This window comes from Bacillus sp. FSL M8-0266 (assembly GCF_038613425.1).
Taxonomy (GTDB): domain Bacteria; phylum Bacillota; class Bacilli; order Bacillales; family Bacillaceae; genus Bacillus; species Bacillus pumilus.
On sequence record NZ_CP152015.1, the window covers coordinates 2,046,828 to 2,065,663 of the forward strand.

Sequence of the window (18,836 nt, forward strand, 5' to 3'; positions counted from 1 at the left end):
GACATCCATTGTTTACTGTAAAAGAAGAAATTGCCAACGCCATTACACATGGCATTGGCGTTATTTTATCCATACCAGCCATTGTTTTTCTCGTGTTATTCGCTGTTCAATACGGCACTGTCACAGAGATCATCAGCTTTTCGATATTTGGCGCGTCCATGTTGCTGCTTTATTTAAGCTCGACCTTGCTTCATAGCATTCGGCACAAAAAAACAAAAGATGTATTTGAAATCCTCGACCACTCGGCTATTTATGTATTGATTGCTGGTACCTATACGCCCTTTTTACTAGGACCATTAAAAGGCGCACTCGGCTATACGCTTCTTGCGATTGTTTGGGCTCTTGCTGCTGGCGGAATTGTCTTTAAAATCTTTTTCGTCAAACGGTTTATCATTGTGTCCACCCTCGTTTATTTATTAATGGGCTGGATGATTATCATTGCCATTAAACCACTTTACATTCAATTAACGGGCGCAGGATTTGGCCTCTTACTATTAGGCGGTCTTTTGTATTCGGTCGGAACCATCTTTTATATTTGGCGTAAAATCCCCTATCATCATGCGATTTGGCACAGCTTTGTGCTCGGCGGAAGTGCGTCGATATTCTTCTGCATTCTCTTCTATTGTGTGAACATTCCTGCTGCATGAAAAAAACCAGCATCCGAAAAATGGATGCTGGTTTTTTTATGCGCGCTTTTGGGCGTAATCGCTCATCATGACAGGCGCTTTAATATGAATATCAACGTTAACAGGCCGCAGCCTTTTCACGACTTTTCCAGCTAATAGACGATCCGTTCCACTTGTTTCAATCGGTACAAGCGGACAATCACAATCTTCAGCAAGTGCCTCTGCCATGTGACGATGTGCTTCTGAAAGCAATACACTCTGCCCCGATAAGATTCTTTCCTTTGCTTCTTCTAACAAGGCATCATCAGATTGATTCTGATGCATAACCGCCATCTTCTTCAGCCATTGTTTTAAAATCGGATATCGAAAAAGATTCGGCTTTGCCATGAAAGCAAATGGCTTCTCAAGGTGACCAATCAATAATGTCGTCGTGACTGGATTCAGTGCCTGTGTGATATAAATAACGGGTCCATTTGGCAGCTTCTTTTGCTGGTGAATGGTCATGACTGATCCTGACTGGTCAATACATCCCCGGGCAAACCTTTTTGCATGCTCATGAATGAGATGCATTCGTTTCGTATAGGAAATGCGTGGATCAGTTAATTCATGGGCATGCAAATGCCTCAAACTTTTACAAAAGGATACAACAACATAAAGCGTTAAAACCCAATAACGAAACAACCGTACTCCTCCTACTCATTTATCCTTTTTTGTCATATACGACAAATTCATAATTGTAGGGGTTCTTTTCGTCACGATGGCCTTTTTCGCGTGATACAACCGTCCATTCGTTTTCATTGTAATCAGGAAAGTAGCGGTCTCCTTCAAACGCATGGTGAATATGCGTGATATATAGACGATCCGCATATGGCATCATTTCTTCATACAGCTTAGACCCGCCGATGATAAATAACTCTGTCTCGCTTTCCCCAATTGCCAAAATATCGGCAATGGAATGGACAACCTCGCATCCTTCTGCTTCAAAAGAAGAACTTGTTGTCAAAACGATATTTCGACGGTTAGGCAGCGCTCGTCCAATTGATTCAAACGTTTTTCTGCCCATGACAATCGTATGACCGCCTGTGACCTTCTTAAAATACGCTAAATCAGCTGGTAAATGCCAAGGCATTTGATTATCTTGACCAATGACTCTGTCTTTTCCTGTCGCCACAATCATCGAAATCATACACTGACTTCTCCTTTGATATGCGGATGCGGATCATAGTTCTCAAGTACAAAATCATCGAACGTGAAATCAAAGATGCTCTTCACATCTCTTGTGATGCGAAGCTGCGGAAGCGTGCGTTCCTCGCGCTCTAGCTGCATGTTCACCTGCGGAAGATGATTCTGATAAATATGTGCATCTCCTAGCGTATGAACAAACTCTCCTGGCTCAAGATTTGTGACTTTGGCAATCATCATCGTGAGAAGAGCATATGAAGCAATATTAAATGGCACGCCTAAAAAGATATCTGCCGATCTTTGATAAAGCTGGCAAGAAAGCTTCCCGTTTGATACGTAAAATTGAAACAGACAATGACATGGTGGCAGTGCCATTTGATCAATTTCAGCCGGGTTCCAAGCGCTGACGATCAGTCTTCTTGAATTCGGATTATGCTCGATATCGTGGATCAGCTTTGTGATCTGATCCACAGTCTCACCGTCCCCGCTAGCCCAAGATCGCCACTGCGCTCCGTATACACGGCCCAGTTCGCCATTTTCATCTGCCCATTCGTTCCAAATACGGACACCATTTTCCTGAAGATATTTGACATTTGTATCACCTTTTAAAAACCACAGTAACTCATGAATAATTGATTTCAGGTGCAATTTCTTTGTTGTTAACAGCGGAAATCCTTCCTGCAAATCAAATCTCATCTGGTAACCGAACGTGCTGATTGTGCCTGTTCCCGTTCTGTCACCTTTTTCATCCCCGTGCTGTAATACATGACGGCATAACTCTTTGTATTGTTTCATTTTTTTCATCCTTTATTTATGTTCTTGTTGTAGTTTACCTTATTTCTGCTTTTGTTTAAACACCAAAAAAACATGCCTGCATAATAATGAGCAGACATGTTTTTCTTTTATACTTGATTCACTCGATCCTGCTCTTCGTCCTTAATATCTTGGTGTGAGTGAGCAATACGGCTAGCTGCTGCTGCGGCAAGCGCGGCGACAAGATCATCAAGGAAGGTATGCACTTCACCTGGACGACCTTCATCTAATTCCCTGATAATACCAAATTTCTCTTTATCTAAATAACCGAAGTTGGTCAAACCGATTGATCCATATACATTGACAATGGAAAGCGGAATAATCTCATCAATTCCATATAGCGGCTCATCTGTTTCAACTAAGTGCTGCAAAGGTTCTGGCAACAGCTTTTTTTCAGCCAGCTGATCAAGGGCAAGTCCTGTTAAAACAGCATGGACAATTTCCCTTTTATTCAACACTTTTTCAACATTTTCAATACAGACACTAAGTGGAAGGTTTGGATGATATTTTTCTTGAAGCTTTAGCACAATGTGTGCAATATCTTCAATTTTCACTCCGCGTTCGTTTAACATTCGTTTTGTAATCTGCACCATTTCGTTCATTGTATACTTTTTCAATTGGCATGACATCTCCTTCTAGTGGCTCATCCAGCTCGGCGGGGTGTTTTTGTCCCAGTAAATATTACCGAGTTCATGATGCGTCTGGAATCCATCTTCTGCTGTATGGTAGTGAAAGTTAAACCAATATCCGCTGTGTGGCGGCTGATCTCTTCTCACATGAAAACGGAGCAAATCTTCTCCAGTCTTCCGGTTGTATATGTGAAAGATTTTTTCGCCATTTCCGCTTGAAGGCTGATCAGTTAACACAACATCTTGAAATTTTTCGTCATCTTTGAAATTTGTTAAAACATCGGTTAACACTTGTTCAATTTTCGGTTGAATCTCTTCTCTGTACTCGTCTTCAATGACAGGTGTGATTTTACGGCCGAATTTGAGAAAGGATTGATTTTCTGCACTTGATAGAACCTCTTCCTTATATTGCTCAAAGGGGTCTACCTGCTCTTTGCTTGCCTCTTGCGATCGTTCCCAGCTGCGCAATTCATCTGATGTATCATAAACCGCTGTATAAGGCGTTTTATCAGGTGAAGAAAGTTCAGATGGCTTGTCTGTCATCAAAGCCGACGGAGGAGAGACCAAACCAAAAGTTGCAATTGTAAAGAGCGCAACAAGCGTTTTTCTCATCCACATCTTCATGATATCTAATTCCTTCCATAAGTTATCATACTGCTATTCTAGCATATAATGAATTTTCAGTCATTCAATTTGGTCACTGATTTGAGACTTTCTTTTTTATAATAAAACGTTTACAATGACAGTACAGGCAACTAAAATTTGGGAGGAATGGGTATGCTTGAAGGCTTTTTCGTCACAGCTTCCTTGCTGACACTGTTTTATTTTGTCTATATGGAGATTACGGATTAAAAGCCCTTAGAGAGGGCTTTTTTCTTTCTCGATATATCCATAATGAAATTGGGCTGTTTTTCGTTTGATGACATGAAATTGGTAACAGTCCGCTGTGAATCGTGTGCTTTTCCAATGATCTTTTAACACCACTCTTTTTCTTGCCACCCTTAATGCTTCTTGCACGGCTGCTTCGTGATCAAAGTCGTGCTCTGCCGCATGACGCAGCGGCGCTATACTTGTAGATTCTTGAATCGTTTCCTCAAACATCGGATCAAAATAGACGATATCAAATGAACAGTCAGGATACTTCTTTAGTTGCTCGATACTGTCTCCACTAATAACAGAAATCCGTTTCATCGCTTCATCAGCTTCCTCTATCCCCGTCTCCCATGTATTCAGTCCTTCTCGCACAAGTAATGCCGTAATGGGATTCTTTTCAATACCGACGACCCTTCCATTCCTGCCTATCGCACAGCTTGCAGTTATCGCATCAGACCCTAAGCCCAGTGTGCAATCTAAAAAGGAATCGCCCGGCTTTAGCTGTGCTGCTTCAATTAAGGGATCCTTTTCTTCGCGCAAGATCCGCTTCACCCTGAACATCGCTGAGCTTGGATGAAAGAAGAACTTTTCACCATTTGGCTGATACCATTCAAATCTTTCTTTCCCGACAACAAGGACATCTCCTCGTTTTATCGCAAGCTGTTTGACAGATTGTTTGCGTCTTTCTACATACTCACCATGTAAATCCTCTGCAAGTGCCTTTGCTGTTCCAATCGTTTGTTCATTTGCTCTAAAGCTTGTTGTAATGAGCATATCGTTCCTCCATCATGATCAAGAAAAAATGCCCTGATCTAGTTCCAGGGCATTTCAACACGTGTATTAGCAATGTTTTTCAAATGCAGTTAAGACATTTTTCATGATATCTTCCATTTCATGACCTTCAATTTCGTCACGTGGGATAAAATGAACGAGTTCATTTCCTTTTAAAAGGGCCATAGAAGGAGATGATGGCTCTTCACCAGTGAAGTATTCTCTCATTTTTGCTGTTGCTTCCCGGTCCTGCCCAGCAAATACTGTGACGATTTTGTCGGGCGCTTTTTCTGCCTTCATCACAGCTTGAGTCGCTGCTGGGCGTGCTAAGCCGGCAGCACAGCCGCATACAGAATTAACAACAACAAATGTTGTTCCTTCAGCTTCTTGCATCGTTTGTTCTACTTCTTCTTCCGTCGTTAGTTCTTGAAATCCTGCACTTGTCAACTCTTGGCGCATTGGCACAACGAGCTGACGCATATATTCTTCATATGCCATTGACATAAAAAAGCCCCCTCTAAAATCCTTATGTTGTGAATAAAGGATACTATAGAGAGAGCCAATTTTCAAATGTTCTATTTCAGATTAAATTTTCATGATTCCGCCTGTATTGGCTGAGGTCACAAGTTTTGAATATCTGGCAAGATAGCCCGTTTTCACTTTTGGCTCAAAGCCTTTCCAGTTCGCTTTTCGTTTTTCCCATTCTTCCTCTGGAACCTCTACGCTTAAAATGCGCTGCTCAATATCGACGACGACATGGTCACCATTTTCAACAAAGGCAAGCGGGCCGCCCTCAGCTGCTTCAGGAGAGACGTGTCCGATAGACAAACCACGAGAAGCGCCGGAAAAACGTCCGTCCGTAATTAAAGCAACCTTTGGTCCAAGTCCCATCCCGACAATTTGTGAAGTAGGAGCAAGCATTTCTGGCATACCAGGTCCGCCTTTAGGTCCTTCATAGCGAATGATGACAACATGTCCTGCTTCTACTTTTCTATTAATGATGCCTTCAAGAGCTTCTTCTTGGGATTCAAATACGATTGCAGGTCCTTCGTGACGTGTGATTCCATCTTGTACCCCGCCCGTTTTAATGATGGCTCCATCAGGCGCAAGGTTTCCAAATAAAACGGCTAAACCGCCCTTTTCAGTAAATGGCTTATCGATTGGATAAATGACGTTATAGTCTTTGACCTCATGACCTGCAATGTTCTCACCAAGTGTTTTCGCTGTGACGGTCATTGTATCTAAATGAAGTGCGCCTTCTTTTTTGGACAATTCATTTAGCGCAGCTGTGACGCCGCCTGCTTCATGTAAATCCTCAATATAAACATCCGAAGCTGGAGCAAGTTTTGATAAATGAGGCACACGCTCTGCTACTTCATTGATACGTTCAAGTGAATATTCAACACCTGCTTCATTTGCGATCGCCAGTGTGTGAAGAACTGTATTCGTTGAACCACCAAGTGCCATATCTAATGCAAATGCGTTATCAATTGCTTTTTCAGTCACAATATCACGTGGTTTAATATCCTTTTTAATGAGCTCCATTAGTTGTTTTGCTGACTTTTTCGCAAATTCTCTTCGCTCTGGTGATGTCGCCAAAATCGTTCCATTTCCAGGAAGAGCAATTCCAAGCGCCTCTGCTAAACAGTTCATTGAGTTTGCTGTAAACATACCTGAACAAGATCCGCAGGTCGGACAGCCAAACTGTTCTAATTCATTTAATTCCTCTTCGTTAATTTTACCTGACTGGTAAGCACCGACGCCTTCAAATACAGAAGAAAGAGAAATCTTTCTGCCATCACTTGTTCTACCCGCTTCCATCGGTCCACCGCTGACAAAGACCGTCGGAATATTGACACGCATTGCTGCCATCATCATCCCCGGTGTAATTTTATCGCAGTTAGGAATACAAACCATTCCATCAAACCAGTGAGCAGATACAACGGTTTCGACAGAGTCAGCAATGATTTCACGGCTTGGTAGTGAATATCTCATCCCGATATGACCCATTGCAATTCCATCATCGACCCCAATCGTATTAAATTCAAATGGGACCCCGCCAGCTTCACGAATGGCTTCTTTCACAATCTTTCCGAATTCCTGAAGATGGACATGACCTGGGACAATATCAATATAGGAATTACATACAGCAATAAATGGCTTGCCGAAGTCCTCATCCTTTACCCCCGCTGCTCTTAGTAAGCTTCGGTGAGGTGCTCTGTCAATTCCTTGTTTAATCATATTACTACGAAGTTCTGCCATCTGTTTAAAAAGCCTCCTATACTACAAGTCTTGTTGACTGTATGATTTTGAGTTGATTTTATTTTACAAATTTTCTGTTTATTTAGCCACCGATGAATGACCGATGACCAACATGGCTGCTGAATCTAGCGCTCAGCAAGGTTCGTGTCATAAAATCTGACCTCCAATATTCTATATTGGTACTACTATATAGAGTTTTTTCGTATATTTCAACAATATTCAAAATAATTTTTCTAAAAAAATTTTTCTGTCTATGATTTTAGAAAAACAAGCTGCCTATCATTGGCAGCTTGTTCATAAGTCTCATCATTCTGATGCATTTTTTCTACTTTCTGTCATTTGCTTCCATACTGAGCCTTTCGCTTCTTCTCCGTGCTCAATGCGCTCAATCGCCATTTTCACTTGAAGGCTGACTTCAAATTCTGGGTCTTGCTCAGCTTCTTTTAATGCGTCAAGTGCTGTTTCGTCACCTTCTTCGTAAAGAAACATCGCTGCACGCCAGCGAACAAGTTTACTTGGGTCCTTTAATGATTCGATCATTGCTTCTATAGCGCTCGGGTCACCAAGGTCTGAAATGCAGTCTCCAGCAGTTCTGCGGACCGTCACTGTTTTATCTTTAAGCCCTTTATATAAAATAGGCAGAATAGCAGGATCTTCAATCATTCCAGCATTCACAACGGCTTGTCTGCGAATCGATGTTTTAGGGTCCTCCATTGCTTTCATTAAAACAGGTATATCCTTTTGCTCTGGCTGCATTTGCTCTAGATGGGCAAAGCGCTTTTTCCAATCTTCCTCACGCAGCATTTCTTCTGTCACGTCATATGCCTTACGGTTCACCTGTCGATCTACAGCTTCTTGCCCTTCTTTGACCGCTTCTGTTAAGCGAGCTAAACGCTCATCATCATAGGCTGCCTGCAGCTCTTCTGTCACTTCCTGACCGATATCTGCAAAGTCGCCAAAACGAACGCCATGTTCTTTCCACACACGTTCAAATACGACATTGTCTGAACTGCTTCTGAGCTTTAAAATGGCTGCTTGGAAGCGTTCAGGCATGCCGAATCGCTCTTCTCTTTCACCGTCTGTTAATTTGACTTGCATCGGAATCCCATTAAACATTTGGACAAACACTTTGACTTCGCCAAATGTGTCACCGCCAGACTGCGATCCTTCCTGAAGGCCTTCTGTTTCTTGACCAAAGGCTTCTCTGACCTGCTGCAAGATGCCCTGCCAGTCAAACTTTGCATTACGCTCAACCGCTAAGAAGTCTGCGACATGATAAACACCTTTTACACCTTCAATGTTCAAAATACGCTTAATCATCTCTGGCGCTTCGTCTTTTTGATCCTTTTTGTAGTTGTTGCTTTTACCGCCGGCAAGTGCTTCTGTCAAAATGACCTTCATCGTATTTGGACTTGGCGTCGGTTCTATCGCTGTTATTTTCATCTATACATCCTCCTTACACACATAAAGACCCTACTCATCTGTAAGGCCGCATTCTTCTTTCCATGTCTTGATAAATAGGCTCATCAAATCGTGCCGATCCTCAGCAAGCTGCTTTCCTGCATGAGTGTTCATTAAGTCTTTTAATTTGAGCAGTTTTTCTTCCATATGTTTTAGCACGGAGCCCTGCTGCGTGTCCTTTGAATAGTGGGGTTCCCCTTTTGCGCCTGCATAAGTAAACACCCTCGCAATACCGGTTGCTCCTATCGCATCGAGCCGATCTGCGTCTTGAACAATGGCCCCTTCTAACGTTATTGGTCTATTCTGCTTATGTCGATGACGAAAAGACATCGTTGTAATGATGTCCATGATATAACGAATATCTCGCGTATGAACTTCCCAAAAAAGGAGCTGATGCTCAAGCTGCTGTGGTGAAAGCTTCCATTCACTCGACAGTTTTTCATCAATGATATCATGAACAATCGCTGCCATTTCAATCACAAAAAGAGAGCCGCCTTCTTGATTTGCAATCTGGCGGGCAAGCTGCCGCACACGATCAATATGAGCCGCATCGTGTCCAGTCGGTTCATATTTCAGCCGATCTGAAACAAAGGAGGCAGCTGCCTCCAATTGTTTTTTCTGCATGACGGTAAGCACCTTATTTGTCCAAAAGAGCGATGATGGAGCTTTCTAATTCTTTTGGTGATGTTTTCGGAGAGAACCGCTCAGTGACTTCTCCGTTTTGATCCACGATAAATTTTGTGAAATTCCATTTCACTGTTTTCGTGCCAAGTACACCTTTTGCATGACTTGTTAAATGTTTAAAGAGCGGGTGCGCGTTGTCACCATTGACATCTACTTTCGCAAACATAGGGAAGGTCACCCCATAATTCAAAGAACAGAATTCTTGAATGGCTTCTTCTCCTTCTGGTTCTTGGTTCATAAATTGGTTACATGGAAATCCTAAAATTTCAAGGCCCTTTTCATGATATTGATCATATAGCTCCTGCAGTTGTTTAAATTGAGGAGTTAGTCCACATTTGCTTGCTGTATTGACAATAATGAGTACTTTTCCTTTGTAATCTGCCATTGATTTTTCTTGACCGTTAATGGTCTTGACCTGAATATCATAAATTGACATCTCATAGCCTCCTAGGATTCACTTTTCCCTATCGTAACATGCTTCTTTTATAAAATCGCTTTTTATGCTTCCGGTTAAAAGAGTCCTGTCACACTGCCGTCTTCTAATAAATCCATCTCGAGCGCCGCTGGTTTTTTAGGTAATCCTGGCATTGTCAGAATGCTTCCGGTTAAAGCAACAATAAATCCTGCTCCTACAGATGGTTTTAACTCACGAATCGTAATGGTAAAACCTTTTGGTCTCCCAATTAAAGCTGGATCATCCGAAAGTGAATATTGCGTTTTTGCCATACACACCGGTAAATGCCCCCAGCCGTTTTCCTCGATGGCTGCCAGCTGCTTTCTTGCTTTTGAAGTGAGTGTGACCCCGTCTGCTCCGTAAACCACTTTGGCAACCTTAGATAATTTTTCTTCGATGGAATCATGCTCTTCATACAAATAGGAAAAGCTGTTCTTCTTCTTTTCAATAAGTGTTGCGAGTTCTTCGGCAAGTGCTGTCCCGCCTTCGCCACCTTCTTCCCATACATTCACAGCTTTGACTGGATGGTCATGTGCAAGGCACCAATCTTCTATCGCTTGAATCTCTTCTTTTGTATCAGTGATAAACCTGTTTATTGCGATAATGTACGGAAGACCGAAGGCTTGCACAGTTTCAATATGCTTTTCTAAATTATGTATACCTTTTAATACGGCTTGTGCATTCTCTTCTTTGAGTTCTGCTTTCTTCATTCCGCCATGCATCTTTAATGCTCTGACAGTCGCCACAATGACAACTGCACCAGGCTTGAAATCACCAGCTCTTGTTTTAATGTGCAGGAACTTTTCCGCTCCAAGATCTGCTCCAAATCCAGCTTCTGTTACGACATAATCGGCTAATTTCGCCGCCATTTTAGTTGCAATTAAACTATTACATCCATGCGCAATATTGGCAAAAGGACCGCCATGAACGAGGGCCGGAGTTCCTTCAATCGTTTGTACAAGATTCGGTTTGAGTGCGTCTTTTAAAAGTAACGTCAAAACACCTTCATATCCAAGTGCACCAACAGTGACTGGCTCCCCATCTTGATTATAGGCAACAACAATAGAAGAAAGACGTTTTTTCAAGTCGGTTAAGTCTTCTGCTAAACAAAGGATGGCCATCATTTCGGAGGCAACCGTGATGTCAAACCCGTCTTCTCTAGGATACCCATTTACCTGTCCACCAAGTCCGACAACGACCTGTCTTAAAGCACGATCGTTTAAATCAAGCACTCGCTTCCATACAATGCGGCGCGCGTCGATGCCAAGTTCATTTCCGTGATGGATATGGTTATCAATGAACGCAGATAAGGCATTATGTGCAGAAGTAATGGCATGAAAATCTCCTGTAAAATGAAGATTGATTTCTTCCATTGGTAGCACCTGTGAATATCCTCCACCTGCTGCACCGCCTTTTATGCCCATTGTAGGACCTAATGAAGGCTCTCGCATTGCAATGATTGCTTTTTTCCCTATTTTTTCAAAGGCTTGACCGAGCCCGACTGTGACGGTGGACTTCCCTTCACCTGCTGGCGTTGGATTGATCGATGTGACAAGGATCACATGTCCTTCTTTTTGTTCTTTTAAACGGTCAAAAATAGTCAAAGATATTTTCGCTTTTGTGAAACCATAGCATTCTAATTCTTCGTCATGTATTTGCAGCTTTGCTGCGATGTCTTGAATAGGTCTCAGCTTTGCCTTTTGGGCGATGTCAATATCTGATAAATGCTTTGTGATCATAAATAAACGGCCTCCTTTTTTTCGAGAAACAGCTTTGTTTTTGCTCTGTTTTTCATTGTAACATAATTGAAACATTGAAATATCGCCAGAAAGTTCCTATAATGAAGTGAAATTAGCTTTGATTCAGGGGGTGGCGAGTTGCCTATTAACATACCAGTTCATCTGCCGGCAAAACAAATACTAGAGAGCGAAAACATTTTCGTCATGGATGAGACAAGGGCATTCAAGCAAGATATCCGTCCTTTGAATATCGTGATCTTAAATTTAATGCCAAAAAAAATACAAACTGAAACGCAGCTGCTAAGAATGCTCGGAAATTCTCCTTTGCAAGTGTACTTTACGTTTTTGATTCCAAGTACGCATACACCGAAGAATACGTCGAGAGAGCATCTAGATGAATTTTATACGACCTTTGAATCGATTCGCCATAAGAAATTTGATGGAATGATCATCACCGGCGCACCAATTGAGCATTTAGCTTTTGAAGAAGTTTCCTATTGGAAAGAGCTGCAGGACATCTTGGACTGGAGTAAAACGAATGTGACGTCTACTCTTCACATTTGCTGGGGTGCACAGGCAGGCCTATATCACCATTATGGTATTGAGAAAATCAAGCTTGCTGAGAAAAAATTTGGTGTATTTGAGCATCTTGTGAAAGAGAAAAAAGAAAGATTAGTCAGAGGTTTCGATGAAGTATACTATGTCCCACATTCGAGGCATACAGATATTAATACAGAACAATTAAAAAACACGCCGAATTTAAAAGTATTGAGTGTCTCTGAAGAAGCGGGTGTTTGTTTAATTGTTTCAGATGATGATAAACAAGTATTTTTAACTGGACATCCTGAATATGATACGGACACATTGAAGCAGGAATATGAAAGAGATTTGTTGAAGGATGATACAGTCCAAAAACCTGTCCACTATTTTATAGAAGATGGTGACACATTAGTCCCAGTGAATCGATGGAAAGCCCATGCCACTTTACTGTTTATGAATTGGCTCAATTATTATGTTTATCAAGAAACACCATACGTTTGGGAATAAAATAGACTGTAGTCTGATGATAAATGGCCAAAATGTGTTAAAATACAAATGGCTCTGTCTTCCATTATCAATTTAGTCTTGTTGTTTTTTAAAATTAGTTTAATTCTTTCGTAACGAATGATATGCTCTCGCTGTTTATATGTTATCTTTATGTATATGTAGACCTATGAGATTAATAGTTTTCGTACGAAGTTTTGTTGTTGTTGATTACATTTGAGGTGAATATTCTTGAATACCAATAAAAAAATATTAATCTTGACCGCAAATTATGGAAATGGACATATGCAGGTGGCTAAAACACTGTATGATGAGTGCAAATCTCAAGGCTTTGAGCATGTTGTAGTTTCTAATTTGTATCAAGAATCAAATCCCATTGTGTCGGAAGTGACTCAATATTTATACTTGAAGAGCTTTTCCATTGGGAAACAATTTTATCGCTTGTTTTATTACGGTGTAGATAAAATTTACAATAAACGCAAATTTAACATTTATTTAAAAATGGGAAATAAGCGTCTTGATGAACTTATTCAATTACACAATCCGGATATCATTATTATTACATTCCCGATGATTGTTGTTCCTGAATACCGGAACAAAACAGGAAAAGTCATCCCGACATTTAATGTCATGACAGATTTCTGTCTTCATAAGATTTGGGTACATGAAAACATCGACCGGTACTATGTTGCAACCGATTATGTGAAACAAAAATTAGTGGAAATCGGCACACGTCCAAGCGATGTCAAAGTGACAGGCATTCCTATTAGACCACAATTTGAAGCAGACGTGCCAAAATCGAAGATTTATAAAAAATATGGATTATCATCAAACAAAAAAGTTCTTCTGATTATGGCCGGTGCTCATGGTGTACTGAAAAATGTCAAGGAATTATGTGAAGCGTTGCTTCTAGACAGTGAAGTACAAATTGTTGTTGTATGCGGAAAGAACGCAGCGCTGAAACAATCACTAAGCGATCTTGAACAAGCACATCCAGATCAATTGAAGGCGCTTGGATATGTGGAACAAATTGATGAATTGTTCAGAGTAACAGATTGTATGATCACAAAACCAGGTGGCATTACTTTAACAGAAGCAACTGCAATCGGCGTCCCAGTCATTCTTTACAAGCCTGTCCCTGGACAAGAAAAGGAAAATGCTCATTTCTTTGAAGATTATGGTGCAGCCATCGTCATCAACAGACATGAAGACATTTTAGAATCTGTGACCAACTTGCTTCAAGATGAAGAAAAGTTAGAAACCATGAAACAAAACATGAAAAATCTTCACTCAAAGCATTCTTCTCAAACCATTTTGGAAGATATCGTTGAGCAATCAGATCTCATCACGAATAACAAAACGTATGCTCGCGCATTATCATAAAAAGGTGTCCGTCAATGACGGACACCTTTTTTCTTTATCCTTGATTTCCATTTGTTGTGTACACTTCTTCAAACGGCTGCACGACAACAAATCCGCTTCCGCTAAATTTCATTTGAATAGACTCTCCGCTTCCTCTGCCAATAAAGGTTTTGAATGAAACATCTGTTACAAATTCAGTTTTTAAATCCCCTGACCATGCAACTGTCGCATTTGGATCTGTATAGACAGAGTCACCCGGCTGAACAATCAATGTGAGCGGCTCATAATGACTCGTAATCGCAGCAAGGCCTGGTCCTTCTAATTTGACATTAAATAATCCGCCTGCAATCATCCCCGATACTTTTTTCATCAATTTGATATCCCAGCGGACTGAAGGCTCAAATGCGAGCAAATCATTCCCATTCACAAAAATGGATTCGCCTTGAGCCAAACGAAGAATTGAGATTTTTTTGCCTTGATCTGCCACATATAATTTTCCATCACCTGTTGCCTTCATGAGTGAAGTGCCTTCTCCTGACAGCATTTTTTTGAACATCTTTGAGACGCCATGTTCAAACACGCCCTCACGTTCAAATTTGATTTTGCCTCGGTACGAAACCATGGAACCTGTTTTTGCCCAAATGGTATCAGTCAAATTAATTTCTAAAAGTCTTGGTGTTTCAAGTTCGAAGACCCCTTCTCCCTTATCTTCCTGCTGCGTATTCTGAACAAATTCTTCGAGTGTATAACGATTCATGATAGCACCTCTTTCTATATTTTTTTTATATACGGACAAACTGTGCATAAAGTTTCAGAAAATGGGGACGGTTTAGCTATTATTGTTATTTGTCAAAAAAAATCAAACATTCTGCTCAAAATTTGGCTCTCCCGCTTGACGCTTTACTTTTGATGGTGTATAGTGGAACCATCATTTAACAACTGCAAAGTCGTTAGGTGATGAAAATTTTTTTTAGTATGCCAAAAGGTATGCTACAGTACTAGGAGGAAAAAGCAATATGCAAAACGGTAAAGTAAAATGGTTCAATAATGAAAAAGGTTTCGGCTTCATTGAAGTTGAAGGCGGAGACGATGTATTCGTTCACTTCACAGCTATCGAAGGTGACGGTTACAAGTCTTTAGAAGAAGGACAAGAAGTTTCTTTTGAAATCGTTGAAGGTAATCGTGGACCTCAAGCTGCAAACGTAACAAAAATCTAATCAACCAAATCAATGATGCAAAATAAAGAGAGGCTTATGCCTCTCTTATTTGATTTTCAGCTGAATTTCAATTGCTAAAATATTTTGCTTCAGTCGTTGTTCAATTTCAGAGATATCTTTTTCGAGAAAAGGTCTTCCCTTCTTTGCTACATCTACAAGTTGCTCTAGATCGCTGTACACCTCTTGAAATGTTCGATGTAATACCGTTTCGAACTCCTTATTATTCATACCGGCCTTCCCCTTTTCCTCTAATATCCGTCACTTAGTCAAAAAGTAACTCAACCAAAACTTTCTATAGTTATATCGGCTCATTTTTCGGAATATGTTCTTTTTTTACACATTCTATCCGTTTTTTTTCAAGAGCGAATGTTTGAGCAGGGAAAACCGGTGCGTCCGTTTATTTTTTGAGCAGAGTCTGACCATATTCTTTTATCTTCTCTCCAACGGTGCATTGCTGTATACAAAAGGAATGGGCGTATTTTTTGCCAAATTCTTTTCGAAAATGCTTCTTAATCAAACAATCTGAACAATACGTGTCTTGAAGATCGGTCAATTCTTGTACTGCTGTTTTTTTATCCACATTATTCAGCTCCGTCTGCTTCTAATTTCAATGTACTTTCGATTGGGACGTCTGCAAGAATCTGTCTTGCAAGCTGATCCGCTTCTGCATTTTGTTTCCGATCGATGGCTTCATAGGTTGGCGTCAGCTTCAGCTCTTTTAAAGCCGCTTCAATTCGATCAAGCCATTTGTTATGTACATCATCATAACAAGGCCACTCTCCTTTTAACTGATTCATGACAACAAGTGAATCTCCTCTAATCGTGACAGAATTTCTGCTTGCCCCCAGGTGTTTTAAAGCTTTCACTGCCTCAAATAAAGCCGCATACTCTGCTTCATTATTGGTACTCCCTTGGAAAGACTGATTTTTTCTCAATCGATAAGCGTCTTTTCCTAGCTTATAGTAGATGACAATCCCAAGACCAGAGTCACCTGTTTCTTTGTGAAAACTTGCATCAAAATAGACTTGAAGCTGATCCGGTTCAAGCTTTAATTCTTCATTTAGCTTTTCAAGCTCTTTTATAGACCACATAGCCCCTTTTTCATCTTCAAATGACAGAAGTGACTGGGGTTCTTTTTTGTCGATATGTTTTGCTAACCTCAAGGTCTCTTTTAGCTCCAACCAATCTTCTTGGTAAAAAGCAACGGACCCAATTGATTTCACTTTCATTGTGTAGTGTGCTCTTAATTTCATCGATCACATCGCCTTCCCGTGCTTTTAAGGTAAACATACGTTATGCTATAATCAAAAAGTTACATTTTACAATGAGAAAGGAAGTTCATGTCACTTGTTTAATGAAGGTATTTGGATCTTATTTGCGATCATTAATTTTATCATTGTTCTTCTATTTTATAAAGGATTTGGCAAGATGGGTCTTTTTGTCTGGATTGGCTTTGCGACGGTTGCCGCAAATTTACAAGTTGTCAAAACCGTTGAATTATTCGGCTTAACGGCAACACTTGGAAATATTTTATATGGCAGTGTGTTCTTTGCAACGGACGTATTGAATGAAAAATATGGACAAAATGAAGCGAGAAAAGCTGTCTGGATTGGTTTTGCCACCCTTTTAACACTAACTGTTGTCATGCAGGAAGCATTGCTTTTCCATCCCGCTCTATCTGATATCTCACAATCATCGCTGGAAACCATATTTGGCTTTATGCCAAGGGTTGCACTTGGCAGTCTCGCTGCTTATATCATCAGTCAAATGCTAGATGTTTATGTATATTCGTTTATTCGCCGGATATTTCCTTCCGATGGCGCGCTCTGGGTGCGCAATGCCGGAAGTACGATGATTAGCCAGCTTCTTGATACATTGATTTTCACGACCATTGCCTTTCTTGGCACGTATCCATTTCATGTATGGATAGAAATCTTCATCACGACATATGTCATTAAATTTATCGTCGCTGCAATTGCAACACCTTACGCGTATGCAGCGAAAAAAATGGTTCCGCTTGATGAAAGGGTGAAATGATGTGCCTGCAGAAATATACATTGACGGTGCCAGTGCAGGGAATCCAGGTCCCTCTGGCATCGGCATTTTCATCAAATATGATGGAAAGGCTGAATCCTTTTCCATTCATCTTGAACCCATGAGCAATCACGAAGCAGAATTTTCTGCTCTGATCGAGGGGATGAAAATATGCGTAGAAAAAGGATTGCGTACCGTTTCATTTCGAACAGATTCACAAGTAGTTGACCGGGCAGCGAATGCAGGATTTGCTAAAAATCCAGCCTTTCAGCACTTTATCAAAGAGATGATCGAGCTTCAAAGCCAGTTTGATTTATTTTTTATTAAATGGATTCCGAGTAAGGAAAATCAAGTAGCAGATCAGCTCGCTAGAAAAGCGATTCACCTATCTAAAGGATGAATCGCTTTTTTTCGGTTATGCTAATGTGTGTGAGGTGATACTGATTGGATAAAGAAAATAAAGGTCGTGTCACAAATGGGACAACCCCACAAGGTGATGCGCAAACAAAAGATAAACAGCCACTATCTCAGCTGGAAAATAGAGCGAAGAAAAGCAATACAAAAAGATGAACCTGTCAGCGTGATAGAAAACCTTTGCAGTCTAGGAAGGCCGAGTACCGGAGCGGAGCGAATTGAACATTCGTGAGCACCGAAACGCAGACCTGACACCGAATGCGAGGGTTTGTCTACACGCTAAAGAGATCGGCTTTAGCTAATCTCTATTGTACTTAAACGATTCATCATCGGTTCGATTCCTTTGATTTGATGGTGCCTCAGCATAGCAGCAGCACGTTCTTGATTGATGTTCATTTTCGTCTCATCCATTGGACAGCTGAGCGGGACATCACATTTAATCTCTGCCAATAGACGAGAAAGCTTCAAATCTTCTAATCCTGCTTGCATTTTTTTTTGCTGTGCAGCCGTTAGTTCATGGACATTTTCTAACAAACCGTCAATCGTTTCATATGTTTGAATAAATTTTAAAGCAGTTTTTTCTCCGATTCCTTTGACACCTGGATAATTATCACTTGCATCTCCCATAAGTGCTTTCATATCGATGAGTGCCTTTGGCGAGATTCCCATTTCCTCTTCAAATAAGGCTTTTGTATAATGCTTATAATTGCCAATTCCTTTTTGCATCAAGGCAACAGTCACTTGTTCATTCAAAATTTGCAGCAAATCTTTGTCACCAGTTAGGACAGTCACGCGTGCTTCTTTTTCGTAAAGCGCAGCAAGTGTACCAATACAATCGTCTGCTTCAAAGCCCTTTAAACCAATGTTCACAATTCCTAGTTCTTCTGTAGCCTCTTTTGCTAAATCGAATTGCGGAATGAGCTCGACAGGCGCCTCTCCTCGATTCGCTTTATAATCTTGAAACAATTCGTTTCGATAGGTTTGGCTTCCCATATCCCAGCAGCACACAATATGAGTTGGCTCAAATGTCTGTACAGCTGTTAATAAGTGCTTCAAATAGCCATTGACTCCATTTGTCGGCACACCGTGGTCATTTATCATAAAATTGCGATGGACAGCCGTTGCATAAAACGATCTGAACAAAAGCGCCATTCCATCTACAAGCAGTACGTGTTTATTCATTCTTATAAACTCCCTTTTTCAAAACAATACTCCTATTCTATCACAGAACGCAAAACTAGACATAAAAAAGGCGCCTTCTTCTTTTAGAA

General features: G+C 40.8%; 24 protein-coding genes. 7 read left to right on the forward strand and 17 right to left on the reverse strand.

Annotated features, from left to right (window positions below; all coding sequences use genetic code 11):
• Positions 1–8 precede the first annotated feature (8 nt).
• Positions 9–647: a hemolysin III family protein gene (locus MKY83_RS10265; RefSeq protein ID WP_044141175.1), complete on the forward strand. Its 639-nt coding sequence runs from the start codon at positions 9–11 to the stop codon at positions 645–647.
• 36 nt (positions 648–683) lie between these two features.
• Here MKY83_RS10265 and MKY83_RS10270 read toward each other — a convergent pair whose 3' ends face one another.
• The 12 genes from MKY83_RS10270 to MKY83_RS10325 all read right to left on the reverse strand — a co-directional run bounded on the left by MKY83_RS10270 (position 684) and on the right by MKY83_RS10325 (position 11,494).
• The gene (locus MKY83_RS10270) at positions 684–1,307 is read right to left on the reverse strand and encodes a 1-acyl-sn-glycerol-3-phosphate acyltransferase (protein ID WP_185108237.1); all 624 of its coding nucleotides are present in this window, start codon (positions 1,305–1,307) and stop codon (positions 684–686) included.
• Between the two features lie 19 nt (positions 1,308–1,326).
• A complete protein-coding gene (folA, locus tag MKY83_RS10275) occupies positions 1,327–1,812 on the reverse strand; it encodes a type 3 dihydrofolate reductase (RefSeq protein WP_044141173.1) in 486 nt (161 codons plus the stop codon).
• Entirely contained in the window at positions 1,809–2,603 is a 795-nt protein-coding gene (locus tag MKY83_RS10280; protein ID WP_044141172.1) for a thymidylate synthase, read from the reverse strand. The genes folA and MKY83_RS10280 overlap by 4 nt, the downstream gene beginning before the upstream one ends.
• A 107-nt stretch (positions 2,604–2,710) precedes the next feature.
• Positions 2,711–3,238, reverse strand: coding sequence for a phosphatidylglycerophosphatase A (locus tag MKY83_RS10285; RefSeq protein WP_044141171.1), 528 nt, complete (start codon positions 3,236–3,238; stop codon positions 2,711–2,713).
• Between the two features lie 18 nt (positions 3,239–3,256).
• A complete protein-coding gene (locus MKY83_RS10290; RefSeq protein WP_044141170.1) occupies positions 3,257–3,874 on the reverse strand; it encodes a YpjP family protein in 618 nt (205 codons plus the stop codon).
• 234 nt (positions 3,875–4,108) lie between these two features.
• Positions 4,109–4,897: a class I SAM-dependent methyltransferase gene (locus MKY83_RS10295; protein WP_106067076.1), complete on the reverse strand. Its 789-nt coding sequence runs from the start codon at positions 4,895–4,897 to the stop codon at positions 4,109–4,111.
• A gap of 66 nt (positions 4,898–4,963) precedes the next feature.
• Positions 4,964–5,398, reverse strand: a complete 435-nt coding sequence (locus MKY83_RS10300; protein WP_003215999.1) for a BrxA/BrxB family bacilliredoxin — start codon at positions 5,396–5,398, stop codon at positions 4,964–4,966.
• 81 nt (positions 5,399–5,479) lie between these two features.
• Positions 5,480–7,156, reverse strand: coding sequence for a dihydroxy-acid dehydratase (gene ilvD, locus MKY83_RS10305; protein WP_044141166.1), 1,677 nt, complete (start codon positions 7,154–7,156; stop codon positions 5,480–5,482).
• 306 nt (positions 7,157–7,462) lie between these two features.
• Positions 7,463–8,599, reverse strand: a complete 1,137-nt coding sequence (locus tag MKY83_RS10310) for a conserved virulence factor C family protein (protein ID WP_106067077.1) — start codon at positions 8,597–8,599, stop codon at positions 7,463–7,465.
• 30 nt (positions 8,600–8,629) lie between these two features.
• Positions 8,630–9,241 (reverse strand): HD domain-containing protein, encoded by a 612-nt coding sequence (locus MKY83_RS10315; protein ID WP_106067078.1) that lies wholly within the window; start codon positions 9,239–9,241, stop codon positions 8,630–8,632.
• Positions 9,242–9,254: 13 nt separating this feature from the next.
• Positions 9,255–9,737 (reverse strand): glutathione peroxidase, encoded by a 483-nt coding sequence (locus MKY83_RS10320; protein ID WP_003216059.1) that lies wholly within the window; start codon positions 9,735–9,737, stop codon positions 9,255–9,257.
• Positions 9,738–9,811: 74 nt separating this feature from the next.
• Positions 9,812–11,494: a formate--tetrahydrofolate ligase gene (locus MKY83_RS10325; RefSeq protein WP_340960866.1), complete on the reverse strand. Its 1,683-nt coding sequence runs from the start codon at positions 11,492–11,494 to the stop codon at positions 9,812–9,814.
• Between the two features lie 138 nt (positions 11,495–11,632).
• Here MKY83_RS10325 and metA point away from each other — a divergent pair, with 138 nt between their 5' ends.
• Complete coding sequence (metA, locus tag MKY83_RS10330; protein ID WP_003215782.1) at positions 11,633–12,541, forward strand: homoserine O-succinyltransferase; 909 nt, start codon at positions 11,633–11,635, stop codon at positions 12,539–12,541.
• A gap of 228 nt (positions 12,542–12,769) precedes the next feature.
• Positions 12,770–13,921, forward strand: a complete 1,152-nt coding sequence (locus tag MKY83_RS10335; RefSeq protein WP_342487346.1) for a diglucosyl diacylglycerol synthase — start codon at positions 12,770–12,772, stop codon at positions 13,919–13,921.
• Between the two features lie 34 nt (positions 13,922–13,955).
• Here the strand turns inward: MKY83_RS10335 and MKY83_RS10340 are convergent, their stop codons facing one another.
• Entirely contained in the window at positions 13,956–14,657 is a 702-nt protein-coding gene (locus MKY83_RS10340; protein WP_044141159.1) for an AIM24 family protein, read from the reverse strand.
• 259 nt (positions 14,658–14,916) lie between these two features.
• Between MKY83_RS10340 and cspD the strand changes: the two genes are divergently transcribed.
• Entirely contained in the window at positions 14,917–15,117 is a 201-nt protein-coding gene (gene cspD, locus MKY83_RS10345; protein ID WP_003215784.1) for a cold-shock protein CspD, read from the forward strand.
• 45 nt (positions 15,118–15,162) lie between these two features.
• On the opposite strand, the gene MKY83_RS10350 is transcribed toward cspD, so the two are convergent.
• The 3 genes from MKY83_RS10350 to MKY83_RS10360 all read right to left on the reverse strand — a co-directional run bounded on the left by MKY83_RS10350 (position 15,163) and on the right by MKY83_RS10360 (position 16,370).
• Positions 15,163–15,345: a hypothetical protein gene (locus tag MKY83_RS10350; protein WP_003215507.1), complete on the reverse strand. Its 183-nt coding sequence runs from the start codon at positions 15,343–15,345 to the stop codon at positions 15,163–15,165.
• Between the two features lie 169 nt (positions 15,346–15,514).
• Positions 15,515–15,697, reverse strand: coding sequence for a zinc-finger domain-containing protein (locus MKY83_RS10355; protein WP_003215998.1), 183 nt, complete (start codon positions 15,695–15,697; stop codon positions 15,515–15,517).
• Between the two features lies 1 nt (position 15,698).
• Positions 15,699–16,370: a ribonuclease H family protein gene (locus tag MKY83_RS10360; RefSeq protein WP_268485322.1), complete on the reverse strand. Its 672-nt coding sequence runs from the start codon at positions 16,368–16,370 to the stop codon at positions 15,699–15,701.
• 94 nt (positions 16,371–16,464) lie between these two features.
• Here MKY83_RS10360 and MKY83_RS10365 point away from each other — a divergent pair, with 94 nt between their 5' ends.
• The 3 genes from MKY83_RS10365 to MKY83_RS10375 are packed head-to-tail and all read left to right on the forward strand — an operon-like array spanning position 16,465 to position 17,721.
• Positions 16,465–17,154 (forward strand): queuosine precursor transporter, encoded by a 690-nt coding sequence (locus MKY83_RS10365; RefSeq protein ID WP_342487347.1) that lies wholly within the window; start codon positions 16,465–16,467, stop codon positions 17,152–17,154.
• Between the two features lies 1 nt (position 17,155).
• Positions 17,156–17,551, forward strand: a complete 396-nt coding sequence (locus MKY83_RS10370) for a reverse transcriptase-like protein (RefSeq protein ID WP_342487348.1) — start codon at positions 17,156–17,158, stop codon at positions 17,549–17,551.
• Positions 17,552–17,595: 44 nt separating this feature from the next.
• A complete protein-coding gene (locus MKY83_RS10375) occupies positions 17,596–17,721 on the forward strand; it encodes a hypothetical protein (protein WP_003215584.1) in 126 nt (41 codons plus the stop codon).
• Positions 17,722–17,859: 138 nt separating this feature from the next.
• On the opposite strand, the gene MKY83_RS10380 is transcribed toward MKY83_RS10375, so the two are convergent.
• Complete coding sequence (locus MKY83_RS10380; protein WP_106065474.1) at positions 17,860–18,747, reverse strand: 5'-3' exonuclease; 888 nt, start codon at positions 18,745–18,747, stop codon at positions 17,860–17,862.
• Positions 18,748–18,836: the final 89 nt, after the last annotated feature.

Bases quoted from the DNA above. Each gene is read 5' to 3' on its own strand.
- folA (WP_044141173.1), bottom strand. From the start codon at position 1,812: ATGATTTCGATGATTGTGGCGACAGGAAAAGACAGAGTCATTGGTCAA.
- MKY83_RS10280 (WP_044141172.1), bottom strand. From the start codon at position 2,603: ATGAAACAATACAAAGAGTTATGCCGTCATGTATTACAGCACGGGGAT.
- MKY83_RS10290 (WP_044141170.1), bottom strand. From the start codon at position 3,874: ATGAAGATGTGGATGAGAAAAACGCTTGTTGCGCTCTTTACAATTGCA.
- MKY83_RS10295 (WP_106067076.1), bottom strand. From the start codon at position 4,897: ATGCTCATTACAACAAGCTTTAGAGCAAATGAACAAACGATTGGAACA.
- MKY83_RS10300 (WP_003215999.1), bottom strand. From the start codon at position 5,398: ATGTCAATGGCATATGAAGAATATATGCGTCAGCTCGTTGTGCCAATG.
- ilvD (WP_044141166.1), bottom strand. From the start codon at position 7,156: ATGGCAGAACTTCGTAGTAATATGATTAAACAAGGAATTGACAGAGCA.
- MKY83_RS10310 (WP_106067077.1), bottom strand. From the start codon at position 8,599: ATGAAAATAACAGCGATAGAACCGACGCCAAGTCCAAATACGATGAAG.
- MKY83_RS10315 (WP_106067078.1), bottom strand. From the start codon at position 9,241: ATGCAGAAAAAACAATTGGAGGCAGCTGCCTCCTTTGTTTCAGATCGG.
- MKY83_RS10320 (WP_003216059.1), bottom strand. From the start codon at position 9,737: ATGTCAATTTATGATATTCAGGTCAAGACCATTAACGGTCAAGAAAAA.
- MKY83_RS10325 (WP_340960866.1), bottom strand. From the start codon at position 11,494: ATGATCACAAAGCATTTATCAGATATTGACATCGCCCAAAAGGCAAAG.
- MKY83_RS10340 (WP_044141159.1), bottom strand. From the start codon at position 14,657: ATGAATCGTTATACACTCGAAGAATTTGTTCAGAATACGCAGCAGGAA.
- cspD (WP_003215784.1), top strand. From the start codon at position 14,917: ATGCAAAACGGTAAAGTAAAATGGTTCAATAATGAAAAAGGTTTCGGC.
- MKY83_RS10350 (WP_003215507.1), bottom strand. From the start codon at position 15,345: ATGAATAATAAGGAGTTCGAAACGGTATTACATCGAACATTTCAAGAG.
- MKY83_RS10360 (WP_268485322.1), bottom strand. From the start codon at position 16,370: ATGAAATTAAGAGCACACTACACAATGAAAGTGAAATCAATTGGGTCC.
- MKY83_RS10380 (WP_106065474.1), bottom strand. From the start codon at position 18,747: ATGAATAAACACGTACTGCTTGTAGATGGAATGGCGCTTTTGTTCAGA.